Here is a 13,544-nt window from a genome sequence, read left to right on the forward strand (position 1 = left end):
CATGCCGAAAACCGACGTTTGGTGGCGCGCGAGGGCAATCGATGCGACGAACGGGATATACGCGCGCGAGCACGCTCGGACCGATCGCGGACGTCGTCGCCGCGAACGGCGGCTCGATCGAGCGGGTCTTTCGCCGCGCCGAGCTTCCCCTCGGTTTGCTGGAATCGCCGGACACGCTTCTGCCTCTGCGCGACCATTTCCGGCTGCTCGCGATCTGCTCGCGCGAATTGCGGGACGAGGCTTTCGCAGCCCGGCTCGGCCGCCAGACGTCGATCGCGGGCTTAGGAGTCTATGGCAAGTGGGTCATCCAAGCGCCCACCTTGTTGGAAGCGATCCATCGCGCGGGAACAAGCCTGCCGCACATGATGCAGAGCGCGACGCGGCTCACCGTCCGACGAGACGGCGACGACGTGCACTGGTCATATGAGTTAGCCGACCCCGCTACGGATGGACGTCCGCAGAACGAGATTCTCGCGCTCTGGTACATGATCGTCATGATCCGCCATTTCGTCGGCGCGGGCTGGCTGCCAAATCGAATCGTAGTTGGGGGTCTGCCCGCCAACGCCCGGCGTCGCATCGACGAGCAGATGGGCGTCGATACGGTAATCTGCGACAGACCCGGCGCGATCGTTTTCGATCAACGGCTGCTGATGGCCGTGAATCCGCATCTCGATGCGAATCGAGGTCTCAGCGCCGACGAACTCGATCGCATCTTCGACATTCCGGATCCGGATGACATGCCGGGCAATGTCGGCGCCTTGATCGATCTTGAGCTTCTCGACGGTCGCCCCGACCTTTCCCGAATTGTTCGTCGGGCGGGCTTATCGCAGCGAACGCTGCAGCGCCGGCTCGCCGAATCCGGGCTGAGCTTCTCCGATCTCTTGAAGAATAAACTGCAACGACGGGCGATGAGTCTGTTATGCCAATCCTGGTCGATCACCGAGATCGCCTTGATGCTCGGCTATCGTGACTCCGCGCATTTCAGCCGCGCCTTCGAGCGCTGGAGCGGAGTGGCCCCCAGTCGATGGCGGGATCTGGCGAAGCCTGGCGGATGAGCGTTTAATTCCGCCGTCATCATCTTCGCTGCGTTCGCAGCTCGCGCAAGAAAGCGTCGACCAGCGGCGAAGCCAGACGCCTGCGCGGTGAATTGAGCGGATATCGCCCGATTATGCGCGGATTCGAAATCTCGCGTCATGACTCAGCGCGCCATGACCATGTAAGGCGCGTCGGTTCTGCGTGCGTCAGAGGCCGCGATCAACGACGCGCGTGCAGCGGACCAGCCGGCTCGACGATATGCGTCTCGCATCAAGTTCGAGAGACGACGAGAACGCCTGTTCCGATCATGGCTGAACCCGCGGCTCGGTTCATCAGCTTGATGCGCTGCGGCGAATGAAAGAACCCGCGCGCCCTGAAGCTTGCAAACGCGTATGCAAAACAGACGGTCAGATCAACGCATAGGATGATCAGGGCGACGACGAGCGCGTCGACCATCGTGAGATGGCTCATATCGAGGAGCAGGGGAATCATTCCCGCATGGAAAAGCATCGCCTTTGGGTTGCCGAGTGAAATCATAACTCCCATGGCCAAATTTCGAGCGAACCCAGCGCTGCTGCTATCGGGACCCTGCGGCTCATTGCTCGTCGAAGACAGCCACAGTTTCAATCCGAGCCAAACCAGATAGGCGGATCCCACGACCTTGATCGCCAGGAACATCCATCCCAGGGACTGGGCGACGAACGCCAATCCAAACAGCACAAACATCGCCAGGGGCGCATCGCCGATCGCGACGCCCAGCGCCAATCCCGAGGCGGCCTTCCAGCCTTTGGTCATCGCGGTCGCGATAATCGAGACGATCGCAGGTCCGGGCGTTGCGGCCGCGAGCGTCAAGGCGCCGGCGTAAAGGATGAGCGAAGTCATTGTCATGGCATATTCACTTTCGATTCCCCTGTCGGCCCGCCCAGCCTCGTTGCGGATGCTGGATTCAGGTTGTTGCAGCGGCTCGGCCGCGCGGTCCCAGCGCGAGGCTGAGACATTATCTCGGAAACTGTCGAGACGATCCGCGCCTCGATCTCGACGGCGCCGAACATGTAGATGGGATCGACAGATATGACGTGCGCGCCTAACGCCGTGGCTTCAGCGTTGAAGCTGGCGGGCCCATCTCCGCAACCCAGCGCCCGTCCTCGCAGATCTGCGTCGGACAGCGCGAACATTGCGCGATATTCCGCAAAGCTTCGTCCCCGCGGAACGAACTCGGACAAGTTCATGGCGCTCTCCAGTTACAGGAGCCGCCGCACCGCCGCTGGGATCGAGGAATTTTGGAGAGAGTAGGACCACGCCCGCGGAATCACGGCGGCGATGGTCGATCTTCATGAAATGACGACGCGCCGCTCTTCAGAAAGAGCGCCACCAAAGAAATTGGCCGAGAGTCGCGATGATGATCATATGAAGCCAATGTCACGCCGAACGGTCGGCTGTCAATAGGCGCGTCGCCGACGCAAGCCGGCGGAGAGCTCTCAACCATTCCGCAACCGGCGCCGGCAAGGCGCGCCCGCTACGAGCAGCAGCCGACACGTCTGCGCGCGCCGCCGTCCCACGCCGTCGCGCCTCCCAGCGCCCGCAGGGAGAGCGGGAGCCTTTCCTTTGCCCGCGCGCCGTGCGACAAGCCGGCGGAGCCCCCGCGGTCGGCCGGCCCGCCGCAGGCCGTCCAGTTCGCCTTGCTCGTAGGGTCCGGGTCGCGCGCCCATGTCGGTCAGACATCCGATCATCTCCATCACCGGCTCGTCCGGCGCCGGCACCAGTTCGGTCAAGGCGACGTTCGAACAGATTTTCCGCCGCGAGCGCATCGAGGTCGCCTATGTCGAGGGCGACAGCTTCCATCGCTACGATCGGGAGGAGATGAAGGCCAAGCTCACCGAGGCGCATGCGGTGGGAAACCAGAATTTCAGCCATTTTGGTCCCCAAGCCAATCTGCTGCCCGAACTCGAGACGCTGTTTCGCGAATATGGCGAGACGGGCTCAGGCCGCTACCGCCATTACGCCCATGACGAAAACGAGGCGGCGCGGCTTGGCGTGCCGCCCGGGACGTTCACCGATTGGGAGGAACTGCCGGCCGATACCGACGTGCTGTTCTATGAAGGGCTGCACGGCGCGGTCGTCACCGATGACGTCAATGTCGCGCGCTACGCCGATCTCAAGATCGGCGTCGTTCCGGTGATCAATCTGGAGTGGACGCAGAAGCTGCATCGCGACCGGCATTCGCGCGGCTACACGACCGAGGCCGTCACCGAGACGATTCTACGGCGCATGCACGATTATGTGCATTATATCTGTCCCCAATTCTCGGAAACGGACATAAATTTCCAGCGCGCGCCGACGGTCGACACCTCGAATCCTTTCGTCGCCCGCTCGATTCCGACGCCCGACGAATCGATCGTCGTCATTCGCTTTCGCGATCCGCGAGGGGTGGACTTTCCCTATCTTGTGGCGATGATCGCGGGAAGCTGGATGTCGCGCGCCAATTCCATCGTCATTCCAGGCAATAAGCTTGATCTCGCAATGCAGCTGATCCTTACTCCAAGGATCCTCGAACTGGTCAGACGCAGGAAAGGCGTGACGTGAACGACACTATATTGACGGCGGCCAAGGAGGCCTCCGCGGCGGCGGCCGGCGCAAAATCCGGTCCGACGCATAGCGCCAACGCCATACGCGCCTTGGCGATGGACGCGGTCGAGAAGGCGAAATCCGGCCATCCCGGCATGCCGATGGGCATGGCTGACGTCGCGACCGTGCTGTTCCAGCGTTTCATGAAATTTGACGCCGCGCGGCCCGACTGGGCTGACCGCGACCGCTTCGTGCTCTCGGCCGGCCACGGCTCAATGCTGCTTTACGCGCTGCTCTATCTGCTCGGCTATCCGGGCATGGGCCGCAAGGAGCTGGAGAATTTCCGCCAGCTCGGCTCGCCGACCGCCGGCCATCCCGAATATGGCCACGCCGCCGGCATCGAGACGACGACCGGCCCGCTCGGCCAGGGGCTCGCGACCGCGGTCGGCATGGCGATCGCCGAACGGCTCACGGCGGCGCGCTTCGGCGACGAACTCGTCGACCACTTCACCTATGTGATCGCGGGCGACGGCTGTCTGATGGAAGGCGTCAGCCATGAGGCGATCGACCTTGCCGGACATCTGAAGCTCTCGAAACTGATCGTCTTCTGGGACGACAATTCGATCTCGATCGACGGGCCGACGAGCCTCGCGACCTCGATGGACCAGATGGCGCGTTTCGCCGCCGCCGGCTGGCATGTCGCCCCTATCGACGGCCATGATCCGGAAGCCGTCGCCGAGGCGATCGCCGCCGCGCAGGCCGATCCGCGGCCTTCGCTCATCGGCTGCCGCACGCTCATCGGCTATGGCGCGCCGACCAAGCAGGGCAAAGAAAGCTGCCACGGCGCGCCGCTCGGGGCGGCGGAGATCGACGCCGCGCGCGAGGCGCTCGTCTGGCCGCATGCGCCCTTTGAACTGCCGGACGAGGTTCTGGCGACGTGGCGGGCGGCGGGTCGTCGCGGCGCGAAGGCGTGCGACGCCTGGGAGGCGCGACGCGCCGCTTCGCCGAAGGGCGCCGCTTTCGAGGCTTTCATGAAGGGCGACGTCGCCGCAGAGGTCGCGACGCCCCTCGCCGAGTTCCGGGCGACGCTCGCCGCGGAGAAGCCGAAAGTCGCGACCCGCAAGTCTTCGGAAATGACGCTGGGCGTCATCAACGCCGCGATGGCGGCGACGATCGGCGGCTCGGCGGATCTCACCCATTCGAACTTCACCATCACCAAGGGCATGGGAGAGGTCGCGCCGGACGATTTTTCCGGCCGCTACATCCATTACGGCGTGCGCGAATTTGGCATGGCGGCGGCGATGAACGGCATCGCCCTGCATGGCGGCTTCGTTCCCTATGGCGGCACCTTCCTGGTCTTCTCGGACTACGCCCGCGGCGCGATCCGCCTCTCGGCGCTGATGGGTCTGCGCGTCATCTATGTGCTCACCCATGATTCGATCGGCCTTGGCGAAGACGGCCCGACCCATCAGCCGATCGAACATCTCGCGGCGTTGCGCGCCATGCCGAATCTCAACGTCTTCCGTCCCGCTGACGCGATCGAGACCGCCGAATGCTGGGAGCTGGCGCTCGCCAGCCGCCATACGCCCTCCGTCTTGAGCCTGTCGCGGCAGAATCTGCCGACGCTGGAGCGGTCCGTCGCCGAAAACCTTTCCGCCAAGGGCGCCTATGTGCTGCGTGAAGCGGCGGGAAAGCGCGACGTCACGCTGCTCGCCACGGGCTCCGAGGTTGAAATCGCCCTCGCCGCGGCCGACATTCTGTACACGCAAGGAATCAAGGCGGCCGTGATCTCCATGCCCTGCTGGGAGCTGTTCGAGGCGCAGTCCGAGGCCTATCGCGCCGAAGTGCTGGGCGGCGCCCCGCGCGTCGCGGTCGAGGCCGCGGCGCGGCTCGGCTGGGACCGCTGGATCGGCGAGCGCGGCGCCTTCATCGGCATGACCGGCTTTGGCGCGAGCGGGCCGGCGGGCGAACTCTACAAGCGCTTTGGAATCACGGCCGAGGCTGTGGCTCAATCTGCTCGGACGCTAGTTAAGACATAAGACGTAGCGGAGGCGACAAATGGCTCTCATCACCCTGCGGCAATTGCTCGATCACGCCGCCGAGCACGACTACGGCGTTCCGGCGTTCAACATCAACAATATGGAGCAGGGCCTCGCGGTGATGGAGGCGGCCGCCTCGGTCGACGCGCCGGTCATCATCCAGGCGTCGCGCGGCGCCCGCAGCTACGCCAACGACATCATGCTCGCCAAGATGATCGAGGCGCTCGCCGCGATCTGGCCGGACATTCCGCTCGTCATGCATCTCGACCACGGCAACGCCGAAGCGACCTGCGCCACCGCCATCCGCTTCGGCTTCACCTCGGTGATGATGGACGGGTCGCTCAAGGCCGACGGCAAGACCCCCGCCGACTACGACTATAATGTGCGCGTCACCCGCAATGTGGTCGACATGGCGCATTGGGTCGGCGCTTCCGTCGAAGGCGAACTTGGCGTGCTGGGGTCGCTCGAAAGCGGCATGGGCGAGAAGGAAGACGGCCACGGCGCCGAGGGCAAGCTCTCGCACGACCAGCTTCTGACCGATCCGGCGCAGGCCGAGGATTTCGTCGCCCGCACCAAGGTCGACGCGCTGGCGATCGCCATGGGCACCTCGCATGGCGCCTATAAATTCTCGCGCAAGCCCGACGGCGCCATTCTGGCGATGAAGGTCGTCGAGGAAATCCATCGACGCCTGCCGAGCACCCATCTCGTGATGCACGGCTCGTCGTCGGTGCCGCAGGAGCTGCAGGACGCCTTCAACGCCGCGGGCGGCCAGATGCCGCAGACCTGGGGCGTGCCGGTCGCCGAGATCCAGCGCGGCATCAAATATGGCGTGCGCAAGATCAACATCGACACCGACAATCGCATCGCCATGACGGCGGCGATCCGCGACGTCCTCGGCAAGAACAAGGGCGAGTTCGATCCGCGCAAATATCTGAAGCCGGCGATGGAGGCGATGCGCGCGGTCTGCAAGCAGCGCTATGAGGAATTCGGCACCGCGGGCCAGGCCTCGAAGATCAAGCCGATCCCGCTCTCCGAAATGGCCAAGCGCTACGCCAGCGGCGCGCTCGATCCGCAATTCGCGAGCAAGAAGGCGGCGGAGTAGCTTGCCTGCGCTCGGGGGCAGACCAAGGACGCATCGCAGACGCCTCCTTGGCCAGCCCCGTCAGCGGCCGCAGGGTCAGGACGGCTTGACCGCCCTCAGCACGACCGATTGATAAGAGACGACGACGCCTTCGTCGCTGCGCCGCGCGCCCATGCCGAGCGCGTCGCCCTCGACGCTGCTCTCAATCAAGGCCAACAGCCCCGAGCGGTCGTCGCCTTCAGGGAAAGAGGCGTTGACGAGATCGGCGGCGAGATAGGGCACCTGGAACATCCGCGCCTCCGGTTCGCCAAGACCCGCGTCGACAAACAGCCGCCTCAGATAGGCGAGAGTCCGGAATTCCATGGTCGAAGGGTCTCGAAAGCGCTCCATGGCGTTGAAGGCGAGCGCTTTCGCCGGATCATCGGATGCAAAGCCGTCGCAGAGGACGATGCGGCCGCCCGCAGCCGTCAGCCGCGCCATCTCGGCGAAAGCCTTCGGCGGGTCCGTAAGATGATGAAAGGCGAAGCGGCAGGCGACCGCCGCGAATGCGCCGTCGTCGAAAGGCGCAGCGTAAATGCTGCCCTCGATCCATTCGACATTTGAAAGATCGCGGCTTGCGGCGCGTTGGCGCGCCTGATCGAGCATCGCCGGCGTCGAGTCGAGGCCGACCACATGGGCGGCGCGTTCGGCCAGGGCGCAGGCGACGGAGCCGGGGCCGCACGCAAGGTCGATGGCGGCGCCGTCGCGATTGAGCGCCGCGGCGTCGACGACCAGTTTGATCACATCGTCGGCGTGCAGTTCCGGCTTGGTCGCGAAGCCGGGCGCTTGTCTGGTGAATTGGTCGACGATCGCGCGATCATGCGCGGAAGCGATTTTGCGGGTCATGGAATTGGCTCCGAAGGGAAGGGCAAACGACGATCACCGACCTTCCGTAGAAGGCCGGTCAGCTAAGTCGGAGGACTTTGCACAGCGGAGCCATGTCGCTGCACATCTCAAACCAACCCTGAACAGTCAACTGAAAATTCGGCAGCCCAACGAAATTATGGAACTTCGCATTCGACGGCGATTTTTCCGAGTCGGCGGAGATTGAAATCAGTCCGATCCGACTGTCGGCCCTGCAAACTGCTTTCAGCAACGCTCCGAAATCAGCAGCAGCGAGGCGGGCGTCTGCGCCGACGGCGCTCTGGGCTCCATGATTTTCTTCAACGCCCAATTTGGCGCAAGCGCATCGATCCACGAGGCGAGCGTTCGAGCGTAGTACGGCATGGGCGCCCAGCCTGGCTCGCCAAATCCCTCGAAGCGCTCGATGCGCCATCCGTCCTCATAGGGCGTCAGCGCGAGCGGATGAAGCGTTTGAATGAGAAGTCTGGCTTCGGCGTCGGCGATCGTCGCGAGCGCGCCGAGCAGCGCCTCCGCCCTATCGTCAAGCAGCGAAAAATTGCAGATGATCGTATCGAAATCTTTTCCGACCGTCGCAGGCGTTTCGGCAAGCTCCGCGTAGCTCAGAACGAGGTAATTCGCCCCTCCCGCTTCGCGGGCGCGCGCGACGAGTTCGCTTGAAGCGTCGACGCCGACGACCTCAACGCAGTCTCGGCGCAATTCCCGGCAAAGCCACCCCTCGCCGCAACCGACGTCCAGCAGCTTTCCGATCCGACCGGCGCGCGCCGCCGAGAGGATCGCCGCGTCGGTCGCCTCGCGGCGGCTGGGGATCTTTTGATCGCGCACCGCCTCCGTCCATCGCTCGGCGTTTTCGGACCAGCTGGCGACCTGCGCCTCGCTCGGATCGGTCATTGGAGCGCTCGATTGCATCTCGCCTGTGACTTGGTCGCTCGAACCATTGAGTCTCCATGCTCCGTCGCCAGCGCTAATTTTGCTTTGGCGGCCGCTGCCCGCCCGCATCTGACCGCCCTTGCCGGCCGGAAGCCGATCGAATCTTGAATACCCCCATCCCGGGGCTAATATGCCATGGAACCGCCAGGAGGCGCCCCATGTCGGCAGATGACATCGTCCAGGCCAGGATAGACCCAGAGACCAAACGGCGCGCCGCCGCTCCGCCTTTCGAAGCCCGCGCGCCCAACGCCGAAAGCGTCGAAGTGATGAACGAATTGGCCGAGAGGAAAGGCGAGCGTTTCGATACCGGCGAATCCCTGTTCGAAGACCTTGGCCTCTGACTGGCTCTTGCGCTATCGCATCGAAGGCGATGAATTGAAGCTTGCCGGCGCCGGAACGCACGCCGATCTCTTCGACGAGTAGGACCAAACGACTTGCCGCCTGACATTCTCATCGCCCCCTCGATTCTCTCGGCCGACTTCGCGCGGCTGGGCGAGGAGACGCGCGCGATGGCCGAGGCCGGCGCCGACTGGGTGCATCTCGATGTGATGGACGGGCATTTCGTGCCCAACATCACCTTTGGGCCAGGCGTCGTCGCGGCGCTGCGGCCGATGACGACCCTGACGCTCGACGTGCATCTGATGATTTCGCCGGTCGACCCCTATATCGCCGCTTTCGCAGAAAGCGGCGCCGACGTCATCACCGTCCATGCCGAAAACGGCCCGCATCTCCACCGCTCGCTGCAGGCGATCCGCGCGCTCGGCAAAAAAGCCGGCGTGTCGCTCAATCCGGCGACGCATGAGAGCGCGCTGCAATATGTGCTCGACGATATCGATCTGATCCTGGTGATGAGCGTCAATCCGGGTTTCGGCGGCCAGAGCTTCATCCCATCGCAGCTCGGCAAGATTCGCGCGATCCGCGAGATGATCGGACGGCGCGCGATCCATCTTGAGGTCGACGGCGGCGTGACGCCGCTGACCGCGCCGCAGATCGTCGAAGCCGGCGCCGACATTCTGGTCGCGGGCTCGGCCGCCTTCCGCGGCGGCCAGCTCTGCTACGCCGACAATATCGCGGCGCTGCGGCGGGCGGCGGCGAGCGCCGGCGCGATCGCCGTGTGAGCGGCTTCGCCGCGCCGCCCGGCAGTTGATTGTCGCGGCGGGGCGCGCTATCGCCTCACCTGCGCATTGGGGCGTCGCCAAGTGGTAAGGCAGCGGATTTTGATTCCGCCATACGGAGGTTCGAATCCTCCCGCCCCAGCCAAAAAAATCAATAACTAAGTGGTGGCTCTATTTCGAACCGGATGCCCTGGCTACCATCAGGCTACCGCTTCGGTCCATTTGGAGCGGCGATCGCTTCTCAGGGCGGGGCTTGGCTCTGATTCGCGGGATGTGCCGAGGATGCGCGGTCGGCGAACTTGGACGGAAGCAACGAGCTAGGCAACCTAGAGCGAATCCTTTTCGATCACATGGAATCATGTGATCGGGAAGCGCTCAAAATCAAAACGTTGGAGCAGGTTCTCATCGAAAAAGTCTGTCAACTTTTTCGGAACCTGCTCTAGTCTCATTCCTAACCTGCAATGCTCTTTGAGCGCGAGCCAGCGCATTCCGTACCGTCATGGGATGCCACCTGCCGCCGCGCGCGGTCGGAGCGCCTCGGGCATTCAGGGCGTCGGCAATCTGGCGGATTAGAGTCGCCGATATCGCGGAACGCATCGTGGCCAGCCGTCAATGCCCCCACACAAAGGCCGGACATATGACTGCACCGTCCCGCGGAGTTCACTTCTCACGAAGCGCCTCGCCAATCCGGCCGTTCCACATATGAGTCAGAGCCAAATAGTCGATTCTTGGAATATGAAAAAATCACGTCTCCTGATCGTCACCGACGACGCCAATGTCGGGGGCACCTACCGTGTGTCGGAGCAGCTTGTATCGGGACTGACCAGATTTTTCGATGTGCAGTTCGCTTGCGCATTCAACTCGAAGAACGCGGCATCGCGCATCGCTATCGCAACCGCTGGCGTTCGGATGCATGATTACAAAGTCTCTGAAGGAAATTTGGAGAGGTCGACATTTGCATTTTCTGAAGCGGAAGAGCTTCTCGAAAATGCCGATCCGGAAATGTTGCTTTTGATCGAAGCTGCGGAGATCTGGTCGCTCCTGGCTCTTAAAGAGGCGGCCAAGCGCCGGGCGATCCCTTACGTGACCGCAATCAATCTCTTGTCCGCCGATTGTTTGGAGCGCTTTACGCAGTTGCGCGAGCAGGCGATCGAAGCGATGCAAGGGGCTCATGCGATCATCTTCGTTTCGAATGCGAGCAAGCTCAGGTTCGAAGCGTTGTTTCCTCAGATAGGCGGCCACCGATATGCGATCGCCAATAGTTGCCCAGACCAGTTTTTTCTCCGGGCTGGAGACGAAGTTAGACGGGCGGTACGGAAAGCGCTGGCGATCGGAGACCACGAACTCGTCTTTTCGACGGCCGCACGGGTCGAACCGCGCAAGGGGCAAATTCTATGTCTTGAGGCTCTCGAGCGAATCCGAAAGAGCGGCGGCATTTCCGGGATCCGTCTTCTTCTGGCCGGAGGCGGTGGGACAGGTCATGTTCGCGAACTTCAAAAGGCTATCGAGACAAAGGCGTTGTCCGACCATGTTATCTTTCTGGGACCTCGCGACGATATCCCAAAATTGCTAGAAGCCAGCGACGTCTTTGTTTTGACCTCCCGCGCCGAAGGCATGCCGTTGTCGATCATTGAGGCCATGGCGAAAGGCTGTCCGGTGATCGCGACGGATGTCGACGGCATCCCCGAGCAGATCGACCAGTCGTCGGGAATTTTGGTTCCATCGCCTTCTTGGTCAGAAGCAGCTTGCGTCGCCGCTATCGCGGACGCGATGACGTTCATGCAGCGAAATTTGGAAGCCCGTCTCGGCATGGGAAAATGCGCCAGGGAGCGTGCTATGCGCTTGTTTGGCGAGGATCGTATGATACGCGAATATGCGGACGTTCTTTTTACAGCGGCGCCGTCCGGACAAGACTTGGAACGCGAGCGCAAGGGCTCTTGGCACAGACGCTTCTCAGGACCGGAAAAGGCCTCTGCAATCTCGTCGATCTCCGATGTGCTGAGTGATTTTAGACAAACCCTAACCTCGATGGTGAATGGGAAGCCCGGTCGTCTCGCGGGCGCGGAACAATATGCGCGCTGGGAGTTGAAGAAGGGGGCCGTCATCGACTTTTCCGACCCAGTTCAATGTTGGAGCCATGCCCGGAGCGGATGGCATCAAACCGAGCCGGACGGAGTCTGGAGCGACGGCACGGTTTCCGTGATCAAATTAAAAATGCGACGAAGAACGAAAAATTTGAGGATAACGTTTGATTTGACGCCGTTTGTTCCGCCAGGACACCGTCAAAAGACGGATGTCGTAATCAACGGCCGAGAAGTCGCCTCTTGGGATTTCGATGTCCACGCCCGAGCGCTCCGCACGGTAGATGTTTCGATGAGGCGAGAGGGAAGGCTAGCCGAGATCCAGCTAATTCACCGAGCGCCGACGTCGCCGCAAGCAGTCGGCTTCGGAGATGACTCTAGAGAAATAGCTGTCTTTCTTCATGAGATCAGACTCGAATTGGACACGCACTGGATCAGCCGTGTTCTGGGCAGATTCCTACGCTGAGCGAGGGCGACATGTCGTCTCGACAACCTCGGTAGCCACAAGGGCAAACCCTACGCGACGCCGTTCGGGCCGCCGGAGCCAAGCGCTTCTTCCTGTCGCCCCGCAGCCCGGACTCAAATCCCATCGGGCCGGTTTTCGCAAAACTCAAACACTTGATGCGAAAAGCCGCTCGTTAGACGCGCCATGGAGACGCGCCGACGTCCGGATGGACAACCTATAGAAACCTCACAGCTAGAGCGTTTTGCAATTATGTTGACTCGGAAGAGAAAGGCGAAGCGCGCTGGGGCGGAACAAGGTCGCGCAGCTGACGTCGTCATTGGCGGCGCCCGCTGGCCAGCGGGTTGATATTGCACTAACATTTCAACCCGGCCGTCCCTGGGAAAGACCGATCTATGATAACTATCAAGAGATTACGGCGGACAAGGCTGCAATGACGCAGCTGGGGCGGAAAGCGAATTTGAGACTTAAGGCCGCCCATGACGAACGGGCGCGACGCAATGAACTTGCGCTGCGCCTGGCGCTGCGCGCGGTTCCCATGATCAGCTTTGAGTGGGACATCGTGCGGGACATCGTGCGGCGGTTTGATCCCTTTGACTCCGACACATCCTCGAGCGCAGGCATGTTCAGCCGTTTTGCCGCGGTGCGGGATGCTGTCCATCCGGACGATCGAGCGCGATTTTGCGCAGATATCGAAGCAGCGCTGCTCGGCGAGACTGAACGGTTCGAGACCGAAATCCGAATCCTTGGTCCGGATGGAATGACAACATGGTACCGCGAACGAGGGGTCGTCGAGCGAGACCAGCGAGGGCGTCCGCTTCGCATGATCGGGGTCGCACATGATGTCACCGCGCAACGCGGTAGGCCCTCATTGCAAGCGGCGTCCGCCCGCACGGCCGCGAACGCAAGCCCGTCGCTCAGGGCTCTCGTGATCGATGACAATCGTGACGCCGCTGACGCGCTTGCGCTGCTGCTTGGAACGTTCGGGGTCCGTGTCCGGCTTGCTTACAGCGGCGCGGGCGGCCTCGCCGCGCTGAATGAATTTAAGCCGCCGCTGGTGTTTCTGGACACTGGCATGCCGTATCTGGACGTCGTCGATCTGATCCGTCGCACCGAAGGCGATAGAATCTCTCTCGTCGCCCTCAGCGCTTCGCGCGCCGAGCGCACGGTTCAGCTCGTTAAGGATGTCGGCTTCGACGGTCTATTGACCAAGCCGGTCCGATTTGAAGCGCTCCTCGATCTGCTGGAGGAGTTGTCTTGCCTTGAACCAAAGCGGGGCTAAGGCGCGACGGCGGACCTGAGCGCTGGTCGATCGCATGGAATCATGTGATCGAT

At 62.5% G+C, this 13,544-nt stretch carries 13 protein-coding genes, 1 tRNA gene and 1 pseudogene; 11 read left to right on the plus strand and 4 right to left on the minus strand.

Annotated elements, in window-relative coordinates; all coding sequences use genetic code 11:
• The first annotated feature begins 41 nt into the window (after positions 1–41).
• Positions 42–1,055, plus strand: a complete 1,014-nt coding sequence (locus BN69_RS12725; RefSeq protein ID WP_014892029.1) for an AraC family transcriptional regulator — start codon at positions 42–44, stop codon at positions 1,053–1,055.
• A 250-nt stretch (positions 1,056–1,305) separates the two neighbouring features.
• Here BN69_RS12725 and BN69_RS12730 read toward each other — a convergent pair whose 3' ends face one another.
• Positions 1,306–1,923 (minus strand): LysE family translocator, encoded by a 618-nt coding sequence (locus tag BN69_RS12730; protein ID WP_014892030.1) that lies wholly within the window; start codon positions 1,921–1,923, stop codon positions 1,306–1,308.
• Positions 1,924–2,742: 819 nt separating this feature from the next.
• Between BN69_RS12730 and BN69_RS12740 the strand changes: the two genes are divergently transcribed.
• The 3 genes from BN69_RS12740 to fba are packed head-to-tail and all read left to right on the plus strand — an operon-like array spanning position 2,743 to position 6,741.
• Positions 2,743–3,618 carry a phosphoribulokinase gene (locus tag BN69_RS12740; protein ID WP_014892032.1) on the plus strand — a complete coding sequence of 292 codons (876 nt, stop codon included), beginning with the start codon at positions 2,743–2,745 and terminating at the stop codon, positions 3,616–3,618.
• Positions 3,615–5,639 (plus strand): transketolase, encoded by a 2,025-nt coding sequence (gene tkt / locus BN69_RS12745; RefSeq protein ID WP_014892033.1) that lies wholly within the window; start codon positions 3,615–3,617, stop codon positions 5,637–5,639. The genes BN69_RS12740 and tkt overlap by 4 nt, the downstream gene beginning before the upstream one ends.
• Before the next feature lie 19 nt (positions 5,640–5,658).
• Positions 5,659–6,741: a class II fructose-bisphosphate aldolase gene (fba, locus tag BN69_RS12750; RefSeq protein WP_014892034.1), complete on the plus strand. Its 1,083-nt coding sequence runs from the start codon at positions 5,659–5,661 to the stop codon at positions 6,739–6,741.
• Positions 6,742–6,816: 75 nt separating this feature from the next.
• On the opposite strand, the gene BN69_RS12755 is transcribed toward fba, so the two are convergent.
• Together BN69_RS12755 and BN69_RS12760 are read right to left on the minus strand one after the other, a co-directional pair.
• On the minus strand, positions 6,817–7,605 hold the full coding sequence (locus BN69_RS12755; RefSeq protein WP_014892035.1) for a class I SAM-dependent methyltransferase: 789 nt from the start codon (positions 7,603–7,605) through the stop codon (positions 6,817–6,819).
• 243 nt (positions 7,606–7,848) lie between these two features.
• The gene (locus tag BN69_RS12760) at positions 7,849–8,511 is read right to left on the minus strand and encodes a class I SAM-dependent methyltransferase (protein WP_014892036.1); all 663 of its coding nucleotides are present in this window, start codon (positions 8,509–8,511) and stop codon (positions 7,849–7,851) included.
• A gap of 197 nt (positions 8,512–8,708) precedes the next feature.
• Here BN69_RS12760 and BN69_RS12765 point away from each other — a divergent pair, with 197 nt between their 5' ends.
• From BN69_RS12765 to BN69_RS12775, 4 genes are all read left to right on the plus strand, one after another.
• Positions 8,709–8,891 (plus strand): hypothetical protein, encoded by a 183-nt coding sequence (locus tag BN69_RS12765; protein WP_014892037.1) that lies wholly within the window; start codon positions 8,709–8,711, stop codon positions 8,889–8,891.
• A complete protein-coding gene (locus BN69_RS19870; protein WP_244434941.1) occupies positions 8,881–8,973 on the plus strand; it encodes a type II toxin-antitoxin system YafQ family toxin in 93 nt (30 codons plus the stop codon). The genes BN69_RS12765 and BN69_RS19870 overlap by 11 nt, the downstream gene beginning before the upstream one ends.
• An 11-nt stretch (positions 8,974–8,984) precedes the next feature.
• On the plus strand, positions 8,985–9,668 hold the full coding sequence (gene rpe / locus BN69_RS12770) for a ribulose-phosphate 3-epimerase (RefSeq protein WP_014892038.1): 684 nt from the start codon (positions 8,985–8,987) through the stop codon (positions 9,666–9,668).
• Between the two features lie 67 nt (positions 9,669–9,735).
• Positions 9,736–9,810: transfer RNA gene (locus tag BN69_RS12775), tRNA-Gln, on the plus strand.
• Positions 9,811–10,067: 257 nt separating this feature from the next.
• On the opposite strand, the gene BN69_RS20135 is transcribed toward BN69_RS12775, so the two are convergent.
• Complete coding sequence (locus tag BN69_RS20135) at positions 10,068–10,262, minus strand: recombinase family protein (RefSeq protein WP_473086664.1); 195 nt, start codon at positions 10,260–10,262, stop codon at positions 10,068–10,070.
• A gap of 138 nt (positions 10,263–10,400) precedes the next feature.
• Between BN69_RS20135 and BN69_RS12780 the strand changes: the two genes are divergently transcribed.
• The 3 genes and pseudogenes from BN69_RS12780 to BN69_RS18535 all read left to right on the plus strand — a co-directional run bounded on the left by BN69_RS12780 (position 10,401) and on the right by BN69_RS18535 (position 13,491).
• Entirely contained in the window at positions 10,401–12,212 is a 1,812-nt protein-coding gene (locus tag BN69_RS12780) for a glycosyltransferase family 4 protein (RefSeq protein ID WP_158491320.1), read from the plus strand.
• A gap of 18 nt (positions 12,213–12,230) precedes the next feature.
• A pseudogene (locus BN69_RS19875) lies at positions 12,231–12,382 on the plus strand (transposase); the annotation flags it as partial.
• 146 nt (positions 12,383–12,528) lie between these two features.
• Positions 12,529–13,491: a PAS domain-containing protein gene (locus BN69_RS18535; RefSeq protein ID WP_148277114.1), complete on the plus strand. Its 963-nt coding sequence runs from the start codon at positions 12,529–12,531 to the stop codon at positions 13,489–13,491.
• The last annotated feature ends 53 nt before the right edge of the window (positions 13,492–13,544 follow it).

The organism is Methylocystis sp. SC2, from assembly GCF_000304315.1.
Lineage (GTDB): Bacteria > Pseudomonadota > Alphaproteobacteria > Rhizobiales > Beijerinckiaceae > Methylocystis.

What these genes read in the sequence shown, in the direction of transcription:
- BN69_RS12725 (WP_014892029.1), top strand. Translation starts at nt 42, where the DNA reads ATGCGACGAACGGGATATACGCGCGCGAGCACGCTCGGACCGATCGCG.
- BN69_RS12730 (WP_014892030.1), bottom strand. Translation starts at nt 1,923, where the DNA reads ATGACAATGACTTCGCTCATCCTTTACGCCGGCGCCTTGACGCTCGCG.
- BN69_RS12740 (WP_014892032.1), top strand. Translation starts at nt 2,743, where the DNA reads ATGTCGGTCAGACATCCGATCATCTCCATCACCGGCTCGTCCGGCGCC.
- fba (WP_014892034.1), top strand. Translation starts at nt 5,659, where the DNA reads ATGGCTCTCATCACCCTGCGGCAATTGCTCGATCACGCCGCCGAGCAC.
- BN69_RS12755 (WP_014892035.1), bottom strand. Translation starts at nt 7,605, where the DNA reads ATGACCCGCAAAATCGCTTCCGCGCATGATCGCGCGATCGTCGACCAA.
- BN69_RS12760 (WP_014892036.1), bottom strand. Translation starts at nt 8,511, where the DNA reads ATGACCGATCCGAGCGAGGCGCAGGTCGCCAGCTGGTCCGAAAACGCC.
- BN69_RS12765 (WP_014892037.1), top strand. Translation starts at nt 8,709, where the DNA reads ATGTCGGCAGATGACATCGTCCAGGCCAGGATAGACCCAGAGACCAAA.
- BN69_RS20135 (WP_473086664.1), bottom strand. Translation starts at nt 10,262, where the DNA reads ATGCGTTCCGCGATATCGGCGACTCTAATCCGCCAGATTGCCGACGCC.
- BN69_RS12780 (WP_158491320.1), top strand. Translation starts at nt 10,401, where the DNA reads ATGAAAAAATCACGTCTCCTGATCGTCACCGACGACGCCAATGTCGGG.